The organism is Streptomyces iakyrus, assembly GCF_000717055.1.
In the GTDB taxonomy this organism is placed as follows: Bacteria; Actinomycetota; Actinomycetes; order Streptomycetales; family Streptomycetaceae; genus Streptomyces; species Streptomyces iakyrus.
Genome location: NZ_JNXI01000025.1, coordinates 1 through 23,057 on the forward strand (window position 1 = coordinate 1; position 23,057 = coordinate 23,057).

The following is a 23,057-nucleotide window of genomic DNA, read 5'->3' on the forward strand; positions in this document are numbered from 1 at the left end:
AGGTACTTGAGCCGGTCACGGACCGCGATCCCGGAAGGGCCGGGCACCACGAACGGCGCTCCGATCTTCCGCAGGCCGCTCAAACCCTCACCCCCGTCCTGCGCCGGTCGACCCATCCCTCAGCGCGTTCAACGACCCCCACGCGCAAAGGTCACACATTCGACAGAGGAACTCTCGTTCACACGCATGAGGCCGCACCTTCCGCAGCCCGGACACTCACTCATGCGCACCTGAACACGCCTACGCACAGTCAGCCGCCAGCAGTTCACAACCCCGTTCCGCCCGCTGGCACTCTGAGTCAGGGCTGCCGCTGCCCCGCCGGGTCGTCGTCGCCGACGACGGGATGCGGGCCGCCGTCGCCCACCGGCTGGCCTGTGAGGGCACCGCGCTGCTGTGGCGCGGAGATTTCCACAACGCCCGTCAACTGCTGCGTGCCCTGGATCGCCGTGTCGGGCGGAGCGCGCCCGATGGGGCGGGCCCTCCGGCCGAGGTGTTTCACGCGCGACGCCGCTTCCGTGCCCACCGCGCCCGCGTGCTCGGCAAGCTGCTCGTCCTGCTGGAGGACGACCACACCCTGGCGCTGCGCCGCGCCCCGGATGTCCGCCGGGCGTGCGACGAGGCATACGGGGCGCCGTCCGGGCGGCCGGTCGCCGTCGCCCTCACGGAACTGCTGGGCGTGATCGGCGCCCGGGAGTGGCGGGAGAAGGGCGTGCACGTCCCGGCCCTGGGGGCGCGGATCCACCCGCACTACGGGGTGTTCGCGCCGACCAGGAGCGAGTACGTCGATCTCGTCGCCCGGGCGCCCCTGCCGTGCGGCGGTGCCGTGCGGACGGCGTTCGACCTGGGCCCCGGCACCGGCGTGCTCGCCGCCGTGCTGACCCGACGCGGGGTGGGGCAGGTGGTGGCCACGGACGTCAGCGCCCGGGCGCGGGAGGGCGCCCGGGCGAACCTGCGGCGGCTGGGGCTCGCGGAGACGGTCCGCGTCACCGGTCCCGGGCTTTACCCCGAGGGGAGGGCCGGCCTCGTCGTCTGCAACCCGCCCTGGGTTCCCGCCCGGCCCGCCTCCGACCTCGACCTCGGGGTCTACGACGCGGGCGGCGGCATGCTGCGCGGCTTCCTGGGCGGGCTCGCGGGCCGGCTGGAACCCGGCGGTGAGGGCTGGCTCGTCCTGTCCGACCTCGCCGAACGGCTCGGGCTGCGCGGCCGGGAGGAGCTGATGGCCGCCGTGGCGGAGGCCGGGTTACGGGGCGCCGGCCGGATGGACACCCGGCCGCGGCACGCACGGGTGCGGGACACCGGCGATCCGCTGCACGCCGTACGGGCCGCCGAGGTCACGTCACTGTGGCGGCTGGCGGCGGTGTGAGCCCTCTACGGGTGCGCCGGCCGGGTGAAGCGCCCCCGGTGGAAGAGCAGCGGCTCGGACGGATCGTCCGCCGTGCCGAGGGCGTTCACCCGGCCGACCACGATGAGGTGGTCGCCGCCGGTGTGGACGGCGTGGATCGCGCAGTCGATCCACGCCACGGCGCCCGCCAGCCGGGGCGAGCCCGACACCGGCGCGGCGTCGTAGGCCACGCCCGCGAACTTGTCCGCGCCGCTCACCGCGAAGGCGCGGCACAACTCGCTCTGGCCTGCGCCCAGGACGTTCACGCAGAACACCCCCGCCCGCGCGATCCGCGGCCACGTCGACGACGTACGGCCGACCATGAAGGCCACCAGGGGCGGGGCGAGGGAAAGGGACGTGAAGGACTGGCAGGCGAAGCCGGCGGGGGAGCCGCCGTCGGCGTCGGGCGGTGCGGTGACGACCGCCACGCCCGTCGCGAAGGTGCCGAGGACGCGTCGGAACTCACGCGGGTCGAGTGGTGCGCGCTCGTCCTCGGCGACGCAGCGCAGATCGGGGCGAGGCAGCGCTTCGACGGGCGCCGGGGCGGGTGTGCGGTTCGACCTGAGGTAGCGGACGGCGGCTTCCGCCATCCCTGCTTGTCCCATCACATCCGTCATTGAAGCTGACGGCCCGTCAGATAGGAAGGGTCAGCGTCCCTCGAACTCCGCGCTCCGCCGCTCCACGAAGCTCCGTACGCCCTCCTGGGCGTCCGCCGTCGTCATGTTGATCTCCTGCGCGGCGGCCTCGGCGGCGAAGGCGGCGGCGCGGTCGCTGTCGAGGGAGGCGTTGACGAGCTGCTTGGTCAGGGCGAGGGCCCGGGTGGGGCCGGAGGCGAGGCGCTCGGCCCAGGCGTGTGCCGTCTTCTCCAGCTCCTCGTCGCGGACGACCCGGTTGACGAGCCCGAGGCGTTCGGCGTCCGGTGCGGTGAGCGCGTCGCCGAAGAACATCAGCTCCTTCGCGCGCTGCGGGCCGATGAGGCGGGGCAGGAGGTAGGCGCCGCCGCCGTCGGGGACCAGTCCGCGCCGTACGAACACCTCGATGAAGCGGGCGGATTCGGCCGCGAGGACCAGATCGCAGGCGAACGCCAGCTGCGCGCCGAGACCGGCCGCCGTGCCGTTCACCGCCGCGATCACCGGCTTCTCGCAGTCGAGCACGGCGCTGATCAGCTGTTGGGCGCCGGTGCGGAGGGTGCGGGCGACATCGCCCGCGAGGCGTTCTCGGGACGTCCCGGTGCCCCGGAGGTCCGCTCCGGCGCAGAAGCCACGGCCCGACCCCGTGATCACGACGGCTCGTACCGCAGGGTCCGCCGACGCCTCGGACAGCAGCCGGACGATCTCGTCCCGCTGGTCCGGCGTGAGGGCGTTGAGCGCCTCGGGCCGGTTGAGGGTGAGGCGGAGGACCTGGCCGGCTGTCGCGTGCAGAACGGCCGGCATCAGCGGCACACCGCCAGCGCGTCCAGCGCCACCGCGCCCTGCCCCTGCGGCAGGACCATCAGCGGGTTGATGTCCAGCTCGGCCAGCTGGTCGCCCAGTTCCAGGGCCATGCGCTGCACGCGCAGGACGACCTCGACCAGTGCGTCCAGGTCCGCCGCCGGGCGCCCCCGGACGCCGTGGAGCAGGGCCCGCCCGCGCAGCCCGGCGATCATGTCCCGGGCCTGATCCTCCCCGAAGGGCGGCACCCCCACGGCGGTGTCGCGCAGCACCTCGACGAGCACGCCGCCGAGTCCGACGGTCACGGTCGGCCCGAACAGGTCGTCGTGGGCGACACCGACGACCATCTCGACGCCCTGCTCCACCATCTGGCAGACCAGGACACCGTCCAGGGCGACGTCCTCGTAGCGGGCGATGTCGGTCAGCTCCCGGTAGGCGTCGCGGACCTGGCTGGCCGAGGTCAGCCCGACCTTCACCAGGCCCAGTTCGGTCTTGTGGGCGATCCGGGCCCCGGAGGCCTTCATCACCACCGGGTAGCCCACGAGCCCGGCCGCGCGGACGGCCGCCGCCGCGCTGGTCACCAGCTGCTCGCGCGGGACGCGGATGCCGTACGCCCGCAGCAGCTGCTTCGCCGCGTGCTCGCTGAGCTGCCGGCCGGGCTGCATCAGGGCCTGCGCCTTGCGGTAGGACGGCGACGGGGTGCGCGGGGCCTCGTCGAAGGGGGAGCGGTAGCGGGACGTGAAGCGGTGGTGGGCGAGGTAGGCGCGGACGGCGGTGAGGCAGTTGCCGACCGTGCGGAACGTGGCCACCCGGGAGGAGCCGAGCAGGACCTCGCGGTAGGCGGCCTCGGTGCCGACCGGCGAGCCCCACACCACGCAGACCAGCTTGTCGGTCTGCTCGGCCGCGTCCACCAGGTCCCGGACGAGCCGGTCGCTGAGCGGGGGGAACGGCCCGGTGACCGGGCAGATCAGCACGCCGACCTCGGGATCGCCGAGGATCGCGTCGATGATCTTCCGGCCGCGTTCGTCCCCCACCGGATGCCCGCCGTTGTCGACCGGGTTGGCGACGCTCAGGTACTGGGGTATCCACTGGTGCAGCTCGGCCTGCCTGGCCTCGGACAGCACCGGCAGGCTCAGGCCCGCGGCGGTCGCCAGGTCGGCGACGTGCGCGCCCGTGCCGCCCGAGATCGAGTAGACGACGACCCCGTCCGCGCGCGGCGGCCGGGCCCGGGCCAGCAGGGCGGCCGTGTCCTGGAGTTCGTCCAGCCCGTCGACCCGGATCACGCCGTACTGGCGCAGCGCCGCGTCCACCACGGCGTCCGCGCCGGTGAGTCTGCCGGTGTGGGAGGCGGCCGTGCGGGCGCCGGTCTCGGTACGGCCCACCTTGACGGCCACGACCGGGACTCCACGCCGGGCGGCGCGGTCGGCGGCGAGCAGGAAGGAACGTCCGTCCTTCAGCCCTTCCAGGTAGCAGGCGATGGCGCCGACCTCGGGCTGCTCGGCGAACCAGGAGAGGAAGTCGGCGCTGTCCAGGTCGGCCTCGTTGCCGGTGGGGGCCCAGTGGGAGACGCGGATGCCCAGCTCCTGGAGGGCGAAGACCGGGCGGCCCTGGTGGCCGGACTGGGTGATCAGCGCGATCGCCGGCCCCTGAAGGTCGTCACGGAACCGCTCGAAGGCGTTGAGATTGGTGTTGGGCCCCAGCAGCCGCAGCCCCGACCGCTCGACGGCGGCGGCCAGTCGCAGCTGGGCGGCCTCGCCCTCCGGCCCGGTCTCGGCGAACCCGGAGGCGAAGACCACCGCGAACCGCGTCTTGGCCTCGGCCAGTTCCTCGATCACCGGGAGGGGGTCGCCGACCAGCACCACCGCAAGATCGACCTGCTCGGGCAGGCCGGCGACGGACGGGGAGCAGGGGATGCCGAAGACGGACGGCCGAGTGGGGTGCACCGGGTGGAGCCGGGCACCGACCCGCTCCGCCCAGTCGAGGAGCTGCCGCGTGATGCCGGTGCTGGGGCGGCCCTCGGCGTCCGAGGCGCCGATCACGGCGACGGACCGGGGGTGGAAGAAGCGGTCCAGGTCGGGTACTCCGGCGTGCAGCGGCCGGCCGCTGACGTCCAGGTCGCCGTCCTGGGCGGGCCTGCCGTGCACGACGGGCCCGGACCGCTCGCCACAGGCGATGGCCCGGGCCCGGCGGGAGTCGGTGGTGAGGGTGCCGTGGGTCGATCCAAGCATCGTTTCCGCCCGCTCCTGTGAGACAGCCGCTAACTGACGCACTGTCAGATTACTGAACTGATGCGACGTCAGGAACTGGGCGGACGAGCGAAGTTGTGCGGCCGCCTCACCGGGCGGGGTGGTTTGTCAGCCCGGCAGCCGGGACACGCTCCCCGGGCCGGACCTCGCGACGGCCTTGGCGATCTTCACCGCGTCCAGTGCCATCTCACGGAGGTTGCCGCTGATCGGGTTGGTGAAGCCGGTGAAGTGCAGACCGGGGGCGGCGGGTGGGGTGCGGGCGCCGTGGACGACGGGCCTGCCGCGGTCGTCGAGCACGCCGAGGTGACCGACCAGGCCCTCCAGGGCACGGACGTAGCCGGTGGCGGCGATCACCACGTCCGGGGAGATCCGGGTGCCGTCGGCCAGGGCGATCTTGCCGCCGTCCTCGAAACCGTCCACAGCCGCCACGATCTCCACCCTGCCCTTGCGCACGGCGTCGATCAGGCCGACGTCCTGCACCGGGACGGCCCCCTCCTTCACCCGCGTGTACAGCCCGGTGTCCGGACGCGGCAGCCCGTGCGCCGACAGGTCGGGCAGGGCCACCCTGGCCTGCACCCGGGAGATCCGGTCGACCAGGCCGACCGGCAGCCGGCGGACCAGGACGCCGCTGTACTGGGCGGCCCAGCCGGCGGTGGAACGGCGCACGATGTGGGGGACCGTGCGCACCGCGAGCCGGACCCGCGAGGCGCCGCTCTCCACCAGGTCGACGGCGATCTCGGCGCCGGTGTTGCCGACCCCGACGACGAGGACGTCCCGGCCGGCGTAGGGCGTGCCGCTGCGGTAGTCGCGGGCGTGCAGGAACTCGCCGGTGAAGGCGGACCGGCCGGGCCAGTCCGGCACGCGCGGGGTGTGGTTGTAGCCGGTGGCGACGACCACCGCAGCGCCGGTCAGCTCCCGGCCGCCGGTGGCGTGCAGCAGCCAGCCCGTGCCGTCGGGGGTGCGCTCGACGCGGGACACCTCGACGCCGGTGACGATCTCCAGGCGGTGGTGCTCGGCGTACTTCTCCAGGTAGCGCACCACGTCGTCCCGGGACACCCACCGCCCGAACCGGCGCGGCATCGGCAGCCCGGGCAGGGCCGAGAGGCGTCGGGTGGTGTGCAGGTGCAGCCGGTCGTAGTGGCGGCGCCAGGACGCCCCGACGCGGTCGGACTTCTCCAGGACGACGGCCCGTATGCCCCGGGCGCGCAGCGCGTACGCGACGGCGAGCCCTCCGGGGCCGCCGCCGATGACGTAGACGGGGCGGTCGGGTGGGGGCTGCGCGGAGGCGTGTGTGGGGGGTGTGGAGTCGGCCATGAGCGGGAGCGTAATCACGGGACCGGTTGATGGGTCTCGGTCAAGACCGGAATTGGTTTCGGATTGATCACGGCTGTAGGGGGACGGGGTGGGGCTCGTGGCGCAGCGGGTCCGGTTGTGGCGGGGTGGTGATCGTTCCTGGCGGGGGCGGGTGGGGCGGCTGTGATGATCCACCGGAGGAAGCGCGTCCGCGGGCCTTGCGGTCCCCAAAAACTGACGTACCGTCAGATTGTATGGACACGATCTGGCTCACCGGAGCGCAATGGCTGGCCGTGCTGCGGATCGGGCTCGGGCTGTGGTGGCTGGAGAGCTGGCGGCACAAGGACCGCAAGGCCTGGTTCGAGCGGGGCACCGGCATCGCCTGGGCGGCCGGCATAGCCGCCGAGCACCGCTGGAGCGCCGTCCGTTCCGGTTTCGAGGCGGTCGTCGCGCCGCGCCCGCGCGTGATGGCGTACGTCGTCGTCTACGCGGAACTGGCGCTCGGCCTGGGCCTGATCACCGGCTTCCTCACCCCGGTCGCCCTGGCCGGCGGGCTGCTCCTCAACGCCCTCTACTTCACGCTCATGATCCACGACGTCGCCGAACAGGGGCAGAACGCGATGATGGCGCTGATGTCGGTGGTCGCGCTGTTCGGGATGTCCTGGCAGACCTGGTCGCTGGACAGCGCACTGGGGCTCTTCTGATGGCCGGCCGCTTCGACCTGCCCGAGCCCGACGCCTTCACGCGGACGTACTGGGACGCGGCCGCCGGGGGCAGACTGCTGATCCGCCGCTGCGGGGCCTGCGGCCGGGCCCACCACTACCCGCGCGAGTTCTGCCCCCACTGCTGGAGCGAGGACGTGACCTGGGAGACGGCGAGCGGCCGCGCCACGCTCTACACCTGGTCCGTCGTCCACCGCAACGACCTGCCGCCGTTCGCGGACCGCGTGCCGTACGTCGCCGCCGTGGTCGAACTCGCCGAGGGCCCGCGGATGATGACGCAGATCGTGGGGGCGGCGGTCCACCGGGCCGGGCACGCTCCGGACCTGTCGGGCGGAGCAGAGCTGGAGGTGGTGTTCCGGGAGGGGATCCCGGTGTTCCGGCCGGTGCCGACGGACTGAAGAGCCGGCGTCCGGGGATCCAGGCGCCCAGGAGTCCGGGCCCGCAGGGGCAACCGTGTTCTTCCCGGCAGGGCATCCCGGATCGCGCCCCAGGGGATTGAATGGGACCCATGGCCCCCATACGCGACCACTCGATGACCGGCCCCCACCCGGAACTCCGCGGCCACGGCCTCCTCCTGCGCCCCTGGGACGCGGGGTCCGGTGCCGACGTCGACACGTGGCTGCGCGGGCTGCGGGATCCGGAGTTCCGGCGCTGGAACACCCCGCTGCGGCCGGTCACGGACCGGGCGAGTGCGCGCGAGTCGCTGCTCGCGCGGGCGCAGGCCGCCATGGAGGGGACATCGGTGTCGTTCCGGGTCGCGGACGCGCGCAACGACGCCCCGCTGGGCCACATCGGCGTCAACGAGATCAAGTACCACCTGAAGGTCGCCCGGGTCGGCTACTGGGTCCTCCCCGAGGCCCGCGGCCGGGGTGTCGCCACCCGGGCGCTCCTGCTCGCCGCCCGCTGGGCCCTGACGGAACTCGGCATGCACCGGCTGGAGCTGGACCACGCGGTCGGTCACGACGCGTCGTGCCGGATCGCCGAGAGATGCGGGTTCCCGTACGAGGGGACCCTGCGCGGCGCGATCTTCCAGGAGGAGCGGCACGACGCGTTCCGGGACGCCCACCTGCACGCCCGCCTGGCCACGGATCCGGAGCCGGCGGACCCGTGGGGAGAACCGGGTGGACGGGACGCGAACATGTGACGTGCGTCACCGCCGATGGGCGATCAGTCCGTCCCGCACCGCAGGTCTACCTGTTGACCGCAACATCACCGCGGCACCACCGCAGAGCAGAAGGGACCGGCCGGCATGACCGCACCCGTGAAGGGCCCCGCCAGTTACTTCCCCTCGATCGAGAAGAAGTACGGCCGTCCGATCGCCGAGTGGCAGGAGCTCATCCGCACCTCGCCGCTGACCCGGCACATGGAGCTCGTCAACTGGCTCAAGACCGAACACGGCCTGGGGCACGGCCACGCCAACGCGCTGGTGGCGCACACGCTCGCCGGGGGCGAATCCGCGTGAGCCGAGCGGCCCGCCGAAAATTCGGGAGAGCCCGGGCGGCCCTGGACGGCACCATGAACCATGGACACCGACACCGACACCGACACCGAAGGCAACGCCCCTACAGATAAGGGCCGTTGGTACGTCAGCCGTGACCTCGACGACTTCCTGACCCGCGCGGGCGCCTTCCTCCGGTCCCGGCCGGCGCTGCACACCGTGCCGTTGACGGTCACGGAGAACCTGCGGACGCGCGGCCGGAGCGTGTACGGGGAGGGACCACCGGAGTTCGGCGTGCTGGAACGGGGCGGAGAGGTCCGGGCGGCCTTCTTCCGAACCCCGCCCCACTGGCTGAACGTCACGGCCCTCACCCCCGGGGAAGCCGACGCCCTCGCCGCGCGACTGGCCGCCCTCGGCCGGAACCTGCCCGGGGTGAACGCGGAGTGCGGCACCGCGGGCGCCTTCACGGAGGCCTGGCAGCGGCACACGGGCGCGACGGCGGCCCTCCGCCAGCACCAGCGGCTCTACCGGCTCGGCACCCTGACCGTGCCCGGACCCGTGCCGCCCGGCCGCCCCCGGGTCGCCGTCGAGTCCGACCGTGAGCGACTTGGGCGCTGGCACGACGAGTTCAGTGAGGCCGTCGGCCTGGGTACCGTCCGCGACTCCGCCGAGTGGGCGGACGCCCGTATCGACAGCGGCGGCATCACCTTCTGGGAGACCCCCGACGGCACTCCCGTCGCCATGGCCGGCACGAGCCCCCGGGTCGCCGGCCAGGTCCGCGTCACCACGGTCTACACCCCGCCCCACTTCCGCGGGCGTGGCTATGCGGGCGCGGCGACGGCCGAGGTCAGCCGTGCCGCACTGGCCGCCGGGGCGGACGAGGTCCTCCTCTTCACGGACCTGGCCAACCCGACCAGCAACGGCCTCTACCAGCGCATCGGGTACCGGCCGGTGGCGGACTTCGAGGTGTACGACTTCATGCAGGGGGAGGGGGGACGTGACGCTGAATGAGCGCGCTGTGCTGCTCAACGAGCTGGCCCAGGGCCTGCGCCCGCAGCCCCTGGGGCTCGCATGGTTCGAGGGCCTGGCCGAGGACGAGCAGAGCGAGGCGCTGATGCTGCTCCGCGAGTTCTGCGTCCAGGCCCGTGCCACCGCTGAAGACGCCGCGGAAGCGATCCGGGGCTCGGGCCTCCGGCCGACCCACACCCCGTCGGTGCTGATCCTGGCCGGGCGTATCGACCAGCAGCTGGGAAAGGTCGCCGCCTTGCGGCCGCGGCATGAGCGGATCAAGGCGTTCCGTCTGCTGGTCCACATCCTGGGCCTGGCGGACGCGCGGCGCCGGGAGCAGTACTGCGCCGACGGGTGCGGTCACGACTGGCATCGGCTGGGCGGAGACGCCGGCGGAGGTGCCCTTCAGGCAGCCGCCCGGGGCACCACCCGGATGTTGAACGTGTGGGAGCCCAGGCCGTTCGCGATGCCCATGAAGAGCAGGGCGAAGTGCTCCTGGCCGCGGGCCGTGGTGATGCCGCCGATGTCCAGCTGGGACGAGGCGGGCCAGCCGAGGTCGGTGAGCAGGCGGCCGGTGGTCCGTTTGGCCTCGGGATCGTCGCCGGAGAGGAAGACGGTGGTCGGGCCGGCCAGGCCGTCGGGCGCGGTCATCGCCGTCGAGTCCATGGTGCACAGGGTCTTGACGACAGGGGTCTGCGGGAAGGCCCGCTGGATCTGTTCGGCCAGGCTGCTGTTGAGGTGCGACAGCTCTGTGTAGTCGTCGGAGAGACCGACCCCGACGTCGATCAGCAGCGTGCCGGCCAGTGCCGGTGCCCCGAGGGAGCGGAGCAGGTCCAGGGAGACGGTCCCCGGGGTCGCGTTGACCAGTACCTCCGCATGGGCCGCCGTCTCGTCCAGGCCTGCCACGGGCAGCCCCAGGTCCGTTCGTTCTCCGGGCTTGCGCGAACCGAGGAGGACGTCGTGTCCTGCCGCGCGCCAGCCGTGGGCCAGGGCGCGGGCGACGTTACCGGTGCCGAGAAGTCCTATACGCATGGTTCGACGCTAACCGGCACCGCGGTCCCGAGAATCGGACCGCGGGACCAACCCGCCGGAACCAACGGCCTAGGCCTCAAGTCCTCGTCGAACGCCGCCCGTTGGCGGATGCCTCACGGCCACAGCAGCTCCCGCGACCACGCCTCGCCCCGCTCACCCTCCCGCCGGTAGCGGAGCCGGACGTGCCGCCGTCGCGCGTCGCCCTGGAAGAACTCCACCTCATCGGCCCGCAGCCGGTACAGCGTCCAGGACGGCACCGGCGCCTCCGGTTCCCGAGACGCCCGTTCCCACGCCGACTCCGAGGCCCGGGTCAGGTCGTCCAGCGAGGGGAGGACCTCGCTCTGCCGCCCGGTCAGCGCCGCCGCCAGCGCCCCGGTCGAGCGGGCGTGCAGGTCGCCCTGGGCGTCCTCGGAGGGGGCCGCCGTCACGGGGCCGCGCACCCGCACCTGGCGGCCCAGCACCGGCCAGTAGAAGCCGAGCGCGGCGTACGGGCGTCCGGCGAGGTGCCGGCCCTTGCGGCTCCCGGCGTGGGACGCGAAGGACCAGCCGTCGGCGTCCGCGCCGTGCAGCATCACGATCCGTACGTCGGGCAGGCCCGACTCGTCCGAGGTCGCCAGCGACATGGTGTGCGGTTCCGTCTGGCCGGCCGCCACCGCCGCCGCGAACCACTCGGTGAACAGGGGCAGGGGAGCGGCCGGGGCAGCGGCGGGCTCGAAGGCGGGCAGGTCCGTGACCTCCGGGTCCCAGACCCGGAGTGACCTCAGCAGCTCGTGAAGATCGGTTGCCATGCATCGATTGTCACCGGTTGCGGCGACCCCGGGGGTATGCGCGTGTCACGCCTGCCCGGGTATGGCTCTGTTCACGATTTTCGACAGCGGTTGTTCACCATCTCGGGAGGCATCCGGATGGGCCCTGGGGCCGATGTTTACGAGAACGGGAGTCACCTCCTGAGCCCGCCTGCCAGCCGGGCCGAGGTGAGCGTCGGCCGGCCTCACGTCCGACGTCATCGCGCCCCGTAGGGTGGTCTGATGTTCGATCGTTTGGAGATCAGGGTGTTGCCGCCGGGACCCCGGTTCGCTGCCCAGTTGCGGCTCTGGGTCAACGGCGAGGACGTGGTCAAGGCGGTGGTCGGCGAGGGCGGCCGCGGACCGTACGCGGCTGATGCGCTGCCGGCCGGCACTCCCAGCCCTCTCCGGGCGACCAGCGACGCGCGCCGCCTGGAGCTGGGGGAACCGGACTGCACCGGCGGCTGCTGCGGCTTCCTGACTGTGGTTGTGCAGCGGTTCGGGGAGATCGTGCAGTGGTCGGACTGGGAGGTTCCGTTGGAGACGGGGATGACAGCGCCCTACCCGCCGCCGGAGCTCCACTTCGATGCGCGTCAGTACAACGCCGAAGTGGCCCGCGTCGAGGCGGGCCGTTGGTGGCAGGGGCACCCGTAGCTCAGCCCGGCGCGACCCGTCCGGCTGGGGGCTCACCGGCCTCGCGTCCTTGATCAACGGGGACCGCGCCAGCAGGCCCAAGTGCTGTCGAAACTCGTGAGCATTCCGGTCAGGCTGCTAGCGCCAACCGCCTCCCAAACCGATGTACAAGCGCTGTCCCTTCTCGTGAACAAAGCCATGAGGGGTGGACGCCAGTGCCCACCCCTCACATGTGTGACACGCCCGCCCTCTCGCCACGAGGGCTGCGGTGCAGAGGACGGCCGGGCATCTGTGGGACGGGCCCGGCGGGTAGTCAACCGGGTTGTGGGTCGCCGGTTGTCGCCGGCGTGGCGTGCAGATGGCTCAGCCGTGCCGCTTCGTCGTCGCGGAAGGCCGTTACCTCGCGGCAGCGCTGGCTCATCACGAACTCGCCGAGCGGCACGCACAGGTCCATGCGCTGGATGCACACGCCGACCATGAACGGGCCGTCCACGGCGCGGTACAGCCGGACCCCGTAGTACCCCTCCTGGCAGTCGTCGGGGTTGTTGAAGCGGCAGTCGGTGCACGTCTCGGGTAGGCGCACGGGCCGGATGCTCTTCGCGTACAGCGTGCGTCCGTCGGGCAGGCGGTAACGCACCCGCTGGTCCGATGCCCCGGCCGTGATGATGCGGCGGACCGGCACGGCGCCCAGGTGGTCGACGACATCCTGCATGGCAGCCAGGGAGGCGCCTCCGTCTTCCAGCGATACGAGCATCCGGACCACGACGGATCGGCCGTGCTGCTCGATGGTGCGGAGTACGCGGTCGACGTGGCCACGGTCGGGGATCACGATGTTGGCCGAGACCTTGATGCCGTGGGCGGTCGCGGTCTCGATCGTCGCGTCGAGGGCGGCCAGCTTGCGCTCGGCGAGCTTCGGCGAGGCGAGACGTGGGGCTTGGACGGCAGTGAGTTCCGCCGGTGTGGTGCCGAATACGGACAGGTTGATGCGGTCGAGGCCAGCGGCCGCGGCGGCGGGCAGGACCGCGGCGCCGTTCTCTCCGTTCGAAGTGAGCCCGACGGTGAGGCCGAGGCGCCGGGCGATGGTGATCAGGCCGGGCAAGTCGGGGTGCAGCGTCGGCTCACCGCCGGTGAAGTGGACTTCGTTCGTCGGGAGGCTGCCGCGCACGGTGGCGAGGGCCAGGGCGAAGTCCGTGTCCGCGGCGATCCGGTCGGGCAGGAAGTCCGCGCCGTTGGTGCGGAGGTAGATGGACACGCGTCCGGTGCTACCCGGTGCGGCAACCGGTGTTCCTTCGTTGTGGCAGAACGAGCAGGCCAGGCCGCATGCGTCGATGATCTTCACGCGTACGGTGCGGTCGGGTTTCACTTCCACCGGCACGTCGTTCAGGTCGTGCATGGTGCCCCCCTTCTCCGGGCCGGTCGGGGCGCGGTGCCCCGGCCGGTGTCGCAGGCGCCGGCCTACTCGAAGCGCAGGTCGGCCATGGAGTCCAGGTCGATTCCGTACAGGCTGTAGACCTTGGTGGTGTTGATCGAAGTGAGCCGGCCGTGGCCGATGCCCAGCGTGGTGGCGGCCGTCCACACCTGGGCTTCGTCGTCGGCCTCGATCTCCAAATACGGCGGGATGCGGGGCCATTCGTCGACCTCCAGGCGGACGGCGCCGAGGGTGTACGAGGTGCGCCGGTTCTCCTGGTAGCTGCGCGGCGTCAGGCCGGTGAGCCGCAGCAGTGCGGCGGCTTCCTCGAAGCTGTCGACGGTGACCTCGGTCTCGTGGGTCCCGTCGACGGCGTCCGTGGTGATCTGCTTGACGCAGAGGGTGGTGTCGGTTCCGGTGTCGCGGAGCCGCACCCAGCGGCCGGGGACGGCCGGGATGGTGTCGTACACGTATCGCCGCATGAGGCGCGTGCCGGTCGTGCAGGTGCCGCCGGCCTCGGTGATGAGCTGCGCGATCTTCGCCGGGTCGACGTCGAGGGCTTTCGCTTCGTACTCAATGCCTGCCATGAGGTCTCCGATCGCTGGTCGCTGCTGGTGTCCAACGACCGTGCAGCGTAAGGGGCCGGAGCCGGACAACGGCCCCCACGGGGCCTGGGCTACAGGCGGGTACCGACGGCGATCGTCTCGTTCTCTGCCAGCAGTAGGATCGCCCGAAGGATGATCGGCAAGCGGCGGTCATCGAGATCCCGCACGGCGGCGAGGGTAGTGATGCCGATGCCGAACATCGACAGGACCAGGCCGAGGAACGATAGCTGCTGCTCGTCCAGGCCGAGGCCGTACTGACGCCCCGACAACCCCTCGAAGCTCACCTTCGCGCCGCGTCTGGCGTCGACGATCAGGGCGCGCCGGACAGCCGGGAGCTCCAGGATGGTCCGCTCTTCGACCAGCGCCTGCACGGCCGCCTTGTCGCGTGGAGTCTTCGCCGTGCGGCGCAGCTGCGCGCCGAGCCGCTGGAACGCCTCCTCCGGGTCAGGAGGGTCGCGTACGGCGGTCTTCGCCTCGGTGATGGTCATGCCGATGCCTCCGCCGGGCGTCGGTACCCGCCAGGGCCGAAGGCGGCGGCGAGTACGGCGCAGTCAGTGAGTTCGCCCGTTCCGTCCGGGCGCGTGAACCAGAAGCGGCCGCACGCAGGCCAGCCCGTCGGCGGGCAGTGCAGCGGCCAGCCAGCCGGCTGCACGGTCACGGCCCGCAGGTCGGCCAGATCCTCGACGGTATCGAGCGGCACGAGCCACCAGGTCGTGTCCGAAGCCGGATCGGCGACGACCGGCCTCTGGCGCTCGGAAGGGATCCGGTCGTGTGCCTGCATGCTCGCGATGAGCGGGGCCTCAGCTACCAGCTTCGAGGGCGACCGGCACGCCCGCCTGCGCCTGGTGCGCGCCCTTCCGGACGGGATCGGCGCCAGCGCCTCAAGGCTCCACGCCTCACGTACGAGATCGGGGTGCTCGGAGCAACCGGCAAGCCACGAGTCCCCCGCCAGGTACCGCTCGGTGTACTTCAGAAGGGCCATGACCGGGACGCTACGGAGGTCGATCGCACCTCCGCGCAGCGATTGCGCGCGATTGCACACACGGCTTGGAGGCTTGTTTCCTGATTGCTCAAGTGAGGTCGAGAGAGGCCCTCGCGCGGCCGATCAGGCGCCGCGCCGGCGCCCCGTACTCGGCGGCCTCGGAGAGCCAGTCCCAGGCCCGCTCGTACAGCTGGACGTCATCGTCACCGGTGAGCCACAGTTCCTCGCTGATGGTCTCGACGATGACGAGGCGCCGGTCGTAGATCCAGAACGCGTGAGGGGCGGTGCGGCGCAGCTGGGTGCCGAAGGGCAGGATGCCGAGTTCGATGCGGCGCTGCCGGACGAGGTTGTACAGCCGGTCGAGTTGCTCGGCCATCACCTCGACCGGGCACGAGCGGTGGTACAGGGCGGCCTCGCAGACGAGGAAGCGGAACGTCTTCGCTGGGTTGTACAACGCTTCCTGACGGCGCATACGCGTCTCGACGGCCGCCTCGGTGGTGGGCTGGATCCCGCGGAACTCGGCGTTGCTGTCGAAGATGACCCGCGCGTACTCGGGGGTCTGGAACAGGCCCGGTATGCGGGAGACCTCAAGCCCTCGGATCAGCGTCGTGTGCTCGGTCTGCCGGACGGCGATCTCCTGCCGACCGCGGTGGCCGCCCGCGAGCTGCCGCCGCCACGAGCGCTGCCGCTGCTTCATGTCCAAGCCGGCGAGCAGGCCGTGCAACTCAGGCTCGGCTTCCGGGCGGCCGACTGCGTTCGCCCAAGCGGTCAGATCGGCACGAGTCGGGGTCTGCTTGCCGTTCTGCAGGCGGGAGACCTTCGACGTCTGCCAGCCCAGCCTGCTGGCGATGTTCTTTCCGTCCAGGCCGGCCTCGGTGCGCAACTCTCGCAGCCGCGCGCCGAGGGCCTCCCGCGCGGTCTGAAAGTCGGTGGTCACACAGTCGAAGCTACCCGCTTCGCAAACTCGGCCGTAGGTACCGCGTGATGCCAGGCGGCGTCCCGGGCCTGGCAGGCTGCGAGCACCTCGGCGGGGTCCTCAGTGACGTACACCCCGAGGGTGGTGTCGTCCTCGTCGAACGCGAACCGGGCCATGATCTTCGAGTCGAACAGCCAGAAGTCATGGTCCGGCAGCCGCAGGGCTTGGGCCTCGCTGCGCGGGAGGTGGCGGATGTCCTCCCCGGCGTCGACGTTGCTGGGCGCGCGAGCCAGCAGGAACTGCTGCCCCTGGGTCAGGGGCTCGTCGACCAGGCGCACCCGCTCGAACCGCTTTCCGTTCTCCACCTGGGCGCGGACGTTCTGCCGCCACGCGTTGGCCGGCTCGGCGGCGACGTCCTCGCCCGCGAGCCACTTCGGCCAGAGCGGAGCCTGGCGGTCGGAGGCGTAGCCCCGACGGGTCTCCAGCCGGAACGCGGTGTGCCGGAACTCGCGGAACAGGTGAGAGATCGAGGCGAACGGCTGGAGCTCGGGCGCAGCGCTGCGGGGCGCGTATCGGGTCAGGAGGCTGCGGGGGACGCGGACGAACGTCTCGGACGGCTTGACGTCCCGTAGCTGTACGAGGTGCTGGGGGTCGGTTTCTCGGTCACCCTGCACGAGGATCTCGTCCGTGCCGTCGATCTCGTACAGGGTGGGGCAGTCACCGTCATCGCTGGTGGTGCCGAGGAACCTGAGTGCCATGTCGCCTCCGAGCCCTGGTGGGTTGGATCCCCAGGATGCGGGGTCGTTGTGTGGCGGCGCTCCCGGATTGCGGCAGATTGCTGGCCGTGGGTGTCGGCTACGGATTGCTCGCAACCATCCGTCTCCTCCGGGCTCAGTGTGCTCGGTACGATCCGTCCACTAGTTTCAGGAGGGGGGACGTCATGGCGACGTTCAACGTGCGTCCGGACATCGACGCGGCGGCCGAGAAGCTGTCCAGCACTGTAGGTGCGAAGCGTGAGATCCAGCGGCTGCCGGAGGTGCTGTGGGAGGGCGAGACCGTAGAGATGCTCGCCACGGGGGTGTACGGCAAGGGCAACGGCCTGCTGGCGATGACGAACCATCGGCTGATCTTCTACTTCCATGGAGTGATGTCCCAGAAGGTCGAGGACTTCCCCTACAACCGCATCAGCTCGGTGCAGTGGTCGGGCGGCATGCTGATGGGGACGCTTACGGTGTTCGCCTCGGGCAACAAGGCTGAGATCAAGCAGGTGCCCAAGGACCAGGGGAAGACGCTCGCGGATCAGCTTCGGCAGCGGATCTCGGGCGGCGCACCGAGCTCCCCGGCTCAGCCCGCTTCTGCCGCTTCGCCGGCCGGGGACATCGCCTCGCGGCTGGCGACCCTGGACCAGCTGCGTGCGGCTGGTGCGATCACGGACGAGGAGTACCGGGACCGCCGGACGAAGATCCTCGACAGTCTGTAGGCGGTACGACGAGTACGACGAGCCCCCCGGCCGGGAGGACCCAGCCCAGCCGGGGTTTCATGGTGTGTCCGTGGTACCGAGCCGTCAGACGGCGTCGGGCGGAACACAAGCCACTGCGACAGGCTTGATGACTGCCCTTTACGGCATCCACGGAGCTGGTCCGGTGCGGGTCGCCCACGCGGCGAGGGCACTCTCATCGAAGAGCCGGATGCCGTGGTGCCCTGCATACTCGGCCGCTGGCCGGGTGAAGACCGAGGTGGTGACGACTGCGGCGATCTGGGCGCCGTGGACGCTGTAGCAGGTCCCTCCGAACCGCTGGAGATCTGGCGAGCCGACCTTGGTGGTGGGACCGTACCGCTTGCACTGGATGACGATCCGCTGGCCGTCCGGGGCCGTGGCGACGACATCGGCGCCCAGATCCCCAGCGCCTCCCACCACTTGGACGCCCGAGCAGCCGTCTCGCTCGCAGAGGAAGGCGATGGCGTGCTCGAAGTCGCGCGGGTTCATCGCGTGATAGCGAGCCACCTCGGTGGACTGCAACGTCCGAACGTGCTGAAGCTCGGCTGCTTGCCGGGCTCGGCGTTTGCCGAGTGCGACACCGCCGCCGACGAGGGGTAGGACGAGGAAGAGGGCGCCGATGCCGTTCCCGTCTGCCCAAATGAGCAGGGCTGCTGGGAGGAGGACGATGGCGGCTGCCGCGAATAGGCAGTTGGCGGCCCCGGTCGGCTGGGACGGTCGTGTGAAGTGCTGTGTGGGCGCGCCCATGGTTCCCCCCAGGGATTGTGCAAGGTGGGGATGCTATCGGCCTGATAGCGAGGTGGGCACCGACTACGGCAGTAGAGACCTCCCTCTGGATCCACTCACATGGGTAGCGGAGTCGGCCAGCTCCAAGACTCACCTGCCCGCGCTGATCAAGCGCGGCGAGTCGCCGGTGAAGGTGCTGCCCCCGTCCCGGGCCGGAACCGCGTCATCACCGAATCGCTCGTACGGCTACTGGAAACGCGGCTCGTGGGTTCCAGCTGGTCAGCGAGAACCGGCCCGCCGCACTGATCAGCTTGTTCTTGCGGGAATTCGGACCTGTCAGGATCCAGATGTCGCCGCCGGGCTCGTACCGGTACCAGATCGGCACCGCCAGGGGCGTGCGGCCCGCCCCTCACCCCGCCCCCAGCACCACCGTCCCCGACGAGCAGAACCAGCCCCCCGTCCCCGACGCCACGGCCAGGCGCGGCAGCGTGCCGTCGCCTCTCCGCACCTGGCGCTCCCCGCACTCCCCGCGCAGTTGCCGTACCGCCTCCACCAGCAGGAACAGCCCCCGCATCCCGGGGTGCTGCGCCGACAGCCCGCCTCCGTCGGTGTTCACCGGCAGCTCACCGCCCTCGACCCGCAGCCGCCCCTTCTCCACGAACGCCCCGCCCTCGCCCTTCGCGCAGAAGCCGAGGTCCTCCAGTGTCACCAGGGTCATGTAGGTGAACGCGTCGTAGATCTCGGCCACGTCGATCTCCGACGGCCGCACCCCCGCCCGGCCGAACGCCAGCCGCCCGCTCACCGCCGCAGGCGACACCGTGAAGTCCGGCCACTCGGACAGCGCCGCGTGCGAGACGCACTCCCCGGCCCCGAGCACCCACACCGGTGACGTACGGCAGTCCCGTACGTACTCCTCTGCCACCAGCAGTACCGCCGCCCCGCCGTCGGACCGCACACAGCAGTGCAGCTTGGTGAAGGGGTCGGCGATCATGGGGCCGGCCAGGACCTCGTCGACCGTGACCGGGGTGCGGAACATCGCCTCCGGGTTGAGGGCCGCGTTGGCCCGGGCCTGCACCGCCACCTCCGCCAGCTGCTCGATCGTCGTGCCGTACTCGATCATGTGGCGGCGGGCCGCCATGGCGTACTTGGCGATCAGGGTGTGGCCGTAGGGGACTTCGAACTGCAGGGGGCCCCGCGTGCCGAAGGACAGGGTTCCGGTGCGGCGGCCCGCGCGGACGTCGGCGCGGGCCGTCGAGCCGTAGACGAGCAGCACCGCGCGGGCGTGCCCGGCCGCGATCGCGTCCGCCGCGTGGGCCGCCATGACCTCCCAGGTGGAGCCGCCCACGGAGGTGGAGTCGACCCAGGTGGGGCGCAGGCCCAGGTACGCCGCGACCTCGACGGGCGCCAGGGTGCCGAGGCCCGCCGAGGCGAAGCCGTCGATAAGCGTGCGGTCCAGGCCCGCGTCGGCCAGGGCGCGGCGGGCCGCCTGGGCGTGCAGGGCGTACGGCGTCGCGTCGTCCACGCGGCCGCAGTCCGAGAGGGCCGCGCCGACGACGGCCACTTTCCTCCGGGCCACCATGTGTCTGACGGTACATCAGATCTGGGTGGGCGCGGCAGGGCTCTGGGCTTCCCTGTTCTGTCGCCCTAATATGACGCACCGTCAGATGCGGAGAGAGGTGCCCCATGGACGCCCGCTTCACCGACGAACAGGACGAGATCCGCCGCACCCTGCGCGACCTGCTCGGCAAGCGGTGCGGTCCACAAGAGCTGCGGGCCGCCGTCGACACCCCGGCCGGACACGACCGGGTCCTGTGGACCGCCCTCGCCGGACACCTCGGGCTGCCCGGACTGGCCCTCCCCGAGACCTGCGGCGGAGTCGGCGGCTCGGTCACCGAACTGGCCCTGGCCTGCGAGGAGACGGGCCGGGCCCTCGCCCCCACCCCCCTGCTGGCCACGGCCGTCCTCGCCGCCCCGCTGCTGCTCGCCCTCGGCACCGGCGCCCAGCGCGCCGGGCTCCTGCCGCGCATCGCCTCCGGCGACCTCACCGCCGCCCTCGCCGTACCGGGGCCCGCCCTGGCCACCGCCCTCGCGCTCACCGGCCACGACCGGCGCGGACAGTGGGCCGGCGGGGGGCGGGCCGGGGGCGTACAGGCCCGGCGGGCGGAGGGCGGCTGGCAGGTGTACGGGCAGGTCGACCAGGTGCTCGACGGGCACTGTGCCGAGCTGCTCCTGCTCGCCGCGCACACCGGGGGTTTCGCCCGGTCGCGCGTGCTGCTCTTCCTCGTGCGCGGGGACGCCCCCGGCCTCACCCGCGTACGGCAGACCGCCCTGGACGCCACCCGCCCGCAGGGCCGGATCCAACTGCGCGACACACCAGCCGAGTTGCTGGGAGACGAAGCCGCCGACGCCCTCGCCGCCCTGGCCCGGCTCGGCGACACCGCCGCCGCCTGCCTCGCCGCCGAGGCCGTGGGGGCGGCCGCACGGGTGCTGGAGCGGACCGTCGAGTACGTGGGGCGGCGTGAGCAGTTCGGCAGGCCGGTCGGCTCCTTCCAGGCGGTCAAGCACCGGCTGGCCGACGCCTACGTCCAGGTCCAGGCGGCCCGGTCGGCGGCGTACTACGCGGCCTGGGCCGCCGCGGCCCCGGCCCCCGGGGCGGAGACGGCCGGCCCTCTCGCCCTCGCCCAGGCGCTCGAAGCGCTGCGCCGCGCCGCCGCCGAGGGCGTCCAGCTGCACGGGGGCATCGGATTCACCTGGGAGCACGAGGCTCACCTGTACTTCAAGCGTGCCGCGGGCGACGAGCTGCTGTTCGGGCCGGTGCACCGGCTGCGGGCGCAGGCGGCCGACGCGGCACACGTCTTCGAGGAGGCCGGCACATGAGGGGCGCGCGTGTGGTGCAGAAGGTGTCGTCGACCAGGGGCTTCGCGCGGATGGCACCGCACGTGGTGCCCGCCCTCGACCGGGCCGTCCACCGGCTCACCCGGGGAAAGGTGCTGCTCAGCGCGCAACTGCTCCCCGGTGTGGTGCTGACCTCCACCGGGGCGAGGAGCGGACTGCCCCGTCGTACGCCCCTGGCCTGCATGCCTCAGGACGGCGGGCGCTGCTGGATCCTCGTCGGGTCCAACTTCGGGCGGCCCGGGCACCCCGCCTGGAGCCACAACCTGCTCGCGCACCCCGACGCGGAGATCAGCTGGAAGGGCCGGGACGTCCCGGTCACGGCCCGGCTGCTGGCGGGGGAGGAGCGGGCGGCGGCGTGGCGGGCGCTGCTGGCGTTCTGGCCGCCGTACGCGGCGTACCAGGCGCGGGTGGAGCGGGAGATCCGGGTGTTCCGGCTCGTGCCGAGGCACGAACACGCGACGGGCGGCGGTCCACCTGCGTGAACCACCGCCCGCCAGACAGGACTTGGATGCGTAAGAGGCCGTCGCGCCGCGCTATTTCGTCGGCTTCCGGCCGGTGACGCCCAGGTGCACCAACAGGGCGAGGTTCGGTTTCAGTTCGGCCTGCTTCACGCCCCAGGAGGAGAAGCCCTTCTGGTGGGAGGCGACCGCCGCGAGCATCGCGACCAGTGAACCGGCGACGGCCGCCGGGTTCACGTCCTTGTCGACCCTGCCCTTGGCCTGGAGCTCGGCGACGGCGTCCGCGAGGGAGTTGTTCACCGAGTTGAGGATCTTCATCCGGAGTTTGTAGAAGCGCTTGTCGCCCTCGGCGGCACCGAGGTCGACGACCCGGAGGATCGCGTCGTTCTTGCGCCAGAACTCCAGGAAGCCGTCGACGAGTTCCTGCGCCGTCTGCCAGCCGGCCTTGCCGGCCCAGGAGCGGCCCTCCAGGAGCTCCGTCAACGCGGCGCCCTCGGTCGCCATTTGCTCGGCGATCTCCAGGACGGCGCCCTCGACATCCGGGAAGTACTGGTAGAAGGTCGCGGGCGAAGTGCCCGCCTTCCGGGCGACATCGATGACTTTGACGTCCCGGTACGGGGAGGAGCTGAGCATCTCGCTCAGGCAGTCGAGCAGCTTCTGCCGGGTCGCCTGCCCACGCCTGCCGGCCACGCGGCCGTCGACGGTACGCACTTGTCCTGTCATGCCGTCAGCTTACCGAGGCGCGATCGGGGCGCGATTCGGCCGACTGCAAATGGGGTGCGGGGGAGTGCGACGGTTGTGTGCCTGGTCTGCGGGTTGCGGCGGTCGCGGTTACGTTGGCGGCATGGCCGAAAACAGGGCATCGGTGTACGGAGAGGGCGTCCCCTGCTGGGTGGACGCGCAGCTTCCCGACGTCGAGGCGGGCAAGCGGTTCTACGGTGAACTTTTCGGGTGGACCTTCGAGGACTGGTTCGGCTCCTTCGCACAGGCGCTGAAGGACGGTGAACCCGTGGCCGCGCTCGTCCGCAAGGTGGACGGCCGGCTGCCCACCGTCTGGACGGTGTACTTCGCGACCCCGGACGCGCCCGCCCTGGCCCGGCGCATCCGGGACGCGGGCGGGCAGATCGTCTCGGCGCCGGTACCCGCGGGAGAACTGGGCGTCACCGCGCTCGTGACCGACCCCGAGGGCGCCGTCTTCGCCCTGTGGCAGCCGGAGGAGCACCCCGGCTTCGGCAGGCGGCACGAGCCGGGCACCTTCGCCTGGGCCGAGCTGTACGCCCGCGACACCGAGGCCGCCAACGCCTTCTACGGCGATCTCTTCCGGGAGGCCCTGTTCGGACCGGACGCCGAGCCCGATTTCGGCCGCGCCCCCGTCTCCGACGTCTTCCCGGCGCAGATGCCGCCGCACTTCCTCGTGCACTTCGCCGTCGAGGACGTACCGGCGGCGCTGGAGGACGTGCGGCGGCTCGGCGGCCGGGTCCAGGCGCCGCCGTTCGAGACCTCGTACGGCGAGGTCGCCGTCGTCACGGATGATCAGGGGGCGTCCTTCGCGCTGCTGCGCCGCTGAGCAGGCATTGTTTGGTCATCTTTTGATCACTTAT

General features: G+C 72.0%; 25 protein-coding genes and 3 pseudogenes. 12 read left to right on the forward strand and 16 right to left on the reverse strand.

Features of this window, described 5'->3' with window-relative positions:
- Positions 1 to 265: 265 nt before the first annotated feature.
- Positions 266 to 1,363, forward strand: a pseudogene (locus OO68_RS32710) (methyltransferase); the annotation flags it as partial.
- Positions 1,364 to 1,368: 5 nt separating this feature from the next.
- Here OO68_RS32710 and OO68_RS32715 read toward each other — a convergent pair.
- The 4 genes from OO68_RS32715 to OO68_RS32730 all read right to left on the reverse strand — a co-directional run bounded on the left by OO68_RS32715 (position 1,369) and on the right by OO68_RS32730 (position 6,371).
- Positions 1,369 to 1,986 carry a flavin reductase family protein gene (locus OO68_RS32715; RefSeq protein ID WP_245237254.1) on the reverse strand — a complete coding sequence of 206 codons (618 nt, stop codon included), beginning with the start codon at positions 1,984 to 1,986 and terminating at the stop codon, positions 1,369 to 1,371.
- Between the two features lie 42 nt (positions 1,987 to 2,028).
- Entirely contained in the window at positions 2,029 to 2,814 is a 786-nt protein-coding gene (locus OO68_RS32720) for an enoyl-CoA hydratase/isomerase family protein (RefSeq protein ID WP_033312914.1), read from the reverse strand.
- Complete coding sequence (locus OO68_RS32725) at positions 2,814 to 5,039, reverse strand: acetate--CoA ligase family protein (RefSeq protein WP_033312837.1); 2,226 nt, start codon at positions 5,037 to 5,039, stop codon at positions 2,814 to 2,816. Before OO68_RS32725 ends, OO68_RS32720 begins: the two co-directional genes overlap by 1 nt.
- 126 nt (positions 5,040 to 5,165) lie before the next feature.
- Positions 5,166 to 6,371 (reverse strand): flavin-containing monooxygenase, encoded by a 1,206-nt coding sequence (locus tag OO68_RS32730; protein ID WP_033312838.1) that lies wholly within the window; start codon positions 6,369 to 6,371, stop codon positions 5,166 to 5,168.
- Positions 6,372 to 6,604: 233 nt separating this feature from the next.
- Here OO68_RS32730 and OO68_RS32735 point away from each other — a divergent pair, with 233 nt between their 5' ends.
- From OO68_RS32735 to OO68_RS47865, 6 genes and pseudogenes are all read left to right on the forward strand, one after another.
- Complete coding sequence (locus OO68_RS32735; protein WP_033312839.1) at positions 6,605 to 7,054, forward strand: hypothetical protein; 450 nt, start codon at positions 6,605 to 6,607, stop codon at positions 7,052 to 7,054.
- Complete coding sequence (locus OO68_RS32740; RefSeq protein WP_033312840.1) at positions 7,054 to 7,470, forward strand: Zn-ribbon domain-containing OB-fold protein; 417 nt, start codon at positions 7,054 to 7,056, stop codon at positions 7,468 to 7,470. The genes OO68_RS32735 and OO68_RS32740 overlap by 1 nt, the downstream gene beginning before the upstream one ends.
- A 110-nt stretch (positions 7,471 to 7,580) precedes the next feature.
- Entirely contained in the window at positions 7,581 to 8,216 is a 636-nt protein-coding gene (locus tag OO68_RS32745) for a GNAT family N-acetyltransferase (protein WP_033312841.1), read from the forward strand.
- A 105-nt stretch (positions 8,217 to 8,321) separates the two neighbouring features.
- Positions 8,322 to 8,534, forward strand: a complete 213-nt coding sequence (locus OO68_RS32750; protein WP_033312842.1) for a DUF4287 domain-containing protein — start codon at positions 8,322 to 8,324, stop codon at positions 8,532 to 8,534.
- A 60-nt stretch (positions 8,535 to 8,594) separates the two neighbouring features.
- Positions 8,595 to 9,521 (forward strand): GNAT family N-acetyltransferase, encoded by a 927-nt coding sequence (locus OO68_RS32755; protein WP_033312843.1) that lies wholly within the window; start codon positions 8,595 to 8,597, stop codon positions 9,519 to 9,521.
- A gap of 7 nt (positions 9,522 to 9,528) precedes the next feature.
- Positions 9,529 to 9,834, forward strand: a pseudogene (locus OO68_RS47865) (DUF5958 family protein); the annotation flags it as partial.
- An 89-nt stretch (positions 9,835 to 9,923) separates the two neighbouring features.
- Here the strand turns inward: OO68_RS47865 and OO68_RS32765 are convergent.
- The gene (locus OO68_RS32765) at positions 9,924 to 10,550 is read right to left on the reverse strand and encodes an NADPH-dependent F420 reductase (RefSeq protein WP_033312845.1); all 627 of its coding nucleotides are present in this window, start codon (positions 10,548 to 10,550) and stop codon (positions 9,924 to 9,926) included.
- A gap of 113 nt (positions 10,551 to 10,663) precedes the next feature.
- Positions 10,664 to 11,338 (reverse strand): pyridoxine/pyridoxamine 5'-phosphate oxidase, encoded by a 675-nt coding sequence (locus OO68_RS32770; RefSeq protein WP_033312846.1) that lies wholly within the window; start codon positions 11,336 to 11,338, stop codon positions 10,664 to 10,666.
- Between the two features lie 240 nt (positions 11,339 to 11,578).
- Between OO68_RS32770 and OO68_RS32775 the strand changes: the two genes are divergently transcribed.
- Positions 11,579 to 11,989 carry a hypothetical protein gene (locus OO68_RS32775; protein WP_033312847.1) on the forward strand — a complete coding sequence of 137 codons (411 nt, stop codon included), beginning with the start codon at positions 11,579 to 11,581 and terminating at the stop codon, positions 11,987 to 11,989.
- A gap of 292 nt (positions 11,990 to 12,281) precedes the next feature.
- Here OO68_RS32775 and OO68_RS32780 read toward each other — a convergent pair whose 3' ends face one another.
- The 6 genes from OO68_RS32780 to OO68_RS32805 all read right to left on the reverse strand — a co-directional run bounded on the left by OO68_RS32780 (position 12,282) and on the right by OO68_RS32805 (position 16,637).
- Positions 12,282 to 13,361: a radical SAM protein gene (locus OO68_RS32780; RefSeq protein ID WP_033312848.1), complete on the reverse strand. Its 1,080-nt coding sequence runs from the start codon at positions 13,359 to 13,361 to the stop codon at positions 12,282 to 12,284.
- Positions 13,362 to 13,423: 62 nt separating this feature from the next.
- On the reverse strand, positions 13,424 to 13,963 hold the full coding sequence (locus tag OO68_RS32785; protein ID WP_033312849.1) for a class IV adenylate cyclase: 540 nt from the start codon (positions 13,961 to 13,963) through the stop codon (positions 13,424 to 13,426).
- An 89-nt stretch (positions 13,964 to 14,052) separates the two neighbouring features.
- A complete protein-coding gene (locus OO68_RS32790) occupies positions 14,053 to 14,469 on the reverse strand; it encodes a hypothetical protein (protein ID WP_033312850.1) in 417 nt (138 codons plus the stop codon).
- Positions 14,466 to 14,963, reverse strand: a complete 498-nt coding sequence (locus tag OO68_RS44560) for a hypothetical protein (RefSeq protein ID WP_051814889.1) — start codon at positions 14,961 to 14,963, stop codon at positions 14,466 to 14,468. Before OO68_RS44560 ends, OO68_RS32790 begins: the two co-directional genes overlap by 4 nt.
- Positions 14,964 to 15,051: 88 nt before the next feature.
- Entirely contained in the window at positions 15,052 to 15,900 is an 849-nt protein-coding gene (locus tag OO68_RS32800; RefSeq protein WP_033312851.1) for a helix-turn-helix domain-containing protein, read from the reverse strand.
- Entirely contained in the window at positions 15,897 to 16,637 is a 741-nt protein-coding gene (locus OO68_RS32805) for a DUF6879 family protein (RefSeq protein ID WP_033312852.1), read from the reverse strand. The genes OO68_RS32800 and OO68_RS32805 overlap by 4 nt, the downstream gene beginning before the upstream one ends.
- A gap of 182 nt (positions 16,638 to 16,819) precedes the next feature.
- On the opposite strand from OO68_RS32805, the gene OO68_RS32810 reads away from it, so the two are divergent.
- Positions 16,820 to 17,359, forward strand: coding sequence for a PH domain-containing protein (locus tag OO68_RS32810; RefSeq protein WP_051814890.1), 540 nt, complete (start codon positions 16,820 to 16,822; stop codon positions 17,357 to 17,359).
- A gap of 138 nt (positions 17,360 to 17,497) precedes the next feature.
- Here the strand turns inward: OO68_RS32810 and OO68_RS47870 are convergent, their stop codons facing one another.
- The 3 genes and pseudogenes from OO68_RS47870 to OO68_RS32820 all read right to left on the reverse strand — a co-directional run bounded on the left by OO68_RS47870 (position 17,498) and on the right by OO68_RS32820 (position 19,682).
- Positions 17,498 to 17,899: a restriction endonuclease gene (locus OO68_RS47870; protein WP_403549532.1), complete on the reverse strand. Its 402-nt coding sequence runs from the start codon at positions 17,897 to 17,899 to the stop codon at positions 17,498 to 17,500.
- A 484-nt stretch (positions 17,900 to 18,383) separates the two neighbouring features.
- Positions 18,384 to 18,512 (reverse strand): annotated as a pseudogene (locus tag OO68_RS47875) (pyridoxamine 5'-phosphate oxidase family protein); the annotation flags it as partial.
- A complete protein-coding gene (locus tag OO68_RS32820; protein ID WP_033312853.1) occupies positions 18,513 to 19,682 on the reverse strand; it encodes a thiolase C-terminal domain-containing protein in 1,170 nt (389 codons plus the stop codon).
- A 104-nt stretch (positions 19,683 to 19,786) separates the two neighbouring features.
- Here OO68_RS32820 and OO68_RS32825 point away from each other — a divergent pair, with 104 nt between their 5' ends.
- Both OO68_RS32825 and OO68_RS32830 read left to right on the forward strand, forming a co-directional pair.
- Positions 19,787 to 20,980, forward strand: a complete 1,194-nt coding sequence (locus OO68_RS32825) for an acyl-CoA dehydrogenase family protein (protein ID WP_033312854.1) — start codon at positions 19,787 to 19,789, stop codon at positions 20,978 to 20,980.
- A complete protein-coding gene (locus OO68_RS32830) occupies positions 20,977 to 21,480 on the forward strand; it encodes a nitroreductase/quinone reductase family protein (protein WP_033312855.1) in 504 nt (167 codons plus the stop codon). Before OO68_RS32825 ends, OO68_RS32830 begins: the two co-directional genes overlap by 4 nt.
- A gap of 51 nt (positions 21,481 to 21,531) precedes the next feature.
- On the opposite strand, the gene OO68_RS32835 is transcribed toward OO68_RS32830, so the two are convergent.
- Positions 21,532 to 22,179, reverse strand: a complete 648-nt coding sequence (locus OO68_RS32835) for a TetR family transcriptional regulator (RefSeq protein WP_167345935.1) — start codon at positions 22,177 to 22,179, stop codon at positions 21,532 to 21,534.
- Between the two features lie 121 nt (positions 22,180 to 22,300).
- On the opposite strand from OO68_RS32835, the gene kbpA reads away from it, so the two are divergent.
- Complete coding sequence (kbpA, locus tag OO68_RS32840) at positions 22,301 to 23,023, forward strand: AfsK-binding protein KbpA (RefSeq protein ID WP_209442645.1); 723 nt, start codon at positions 22,301 to 22,303, stop codon at positions 23,021 to 23,023.
- The last annotated feature ends 34 nt before the right edge of the window (positions 23,024 to 23,057 follow it).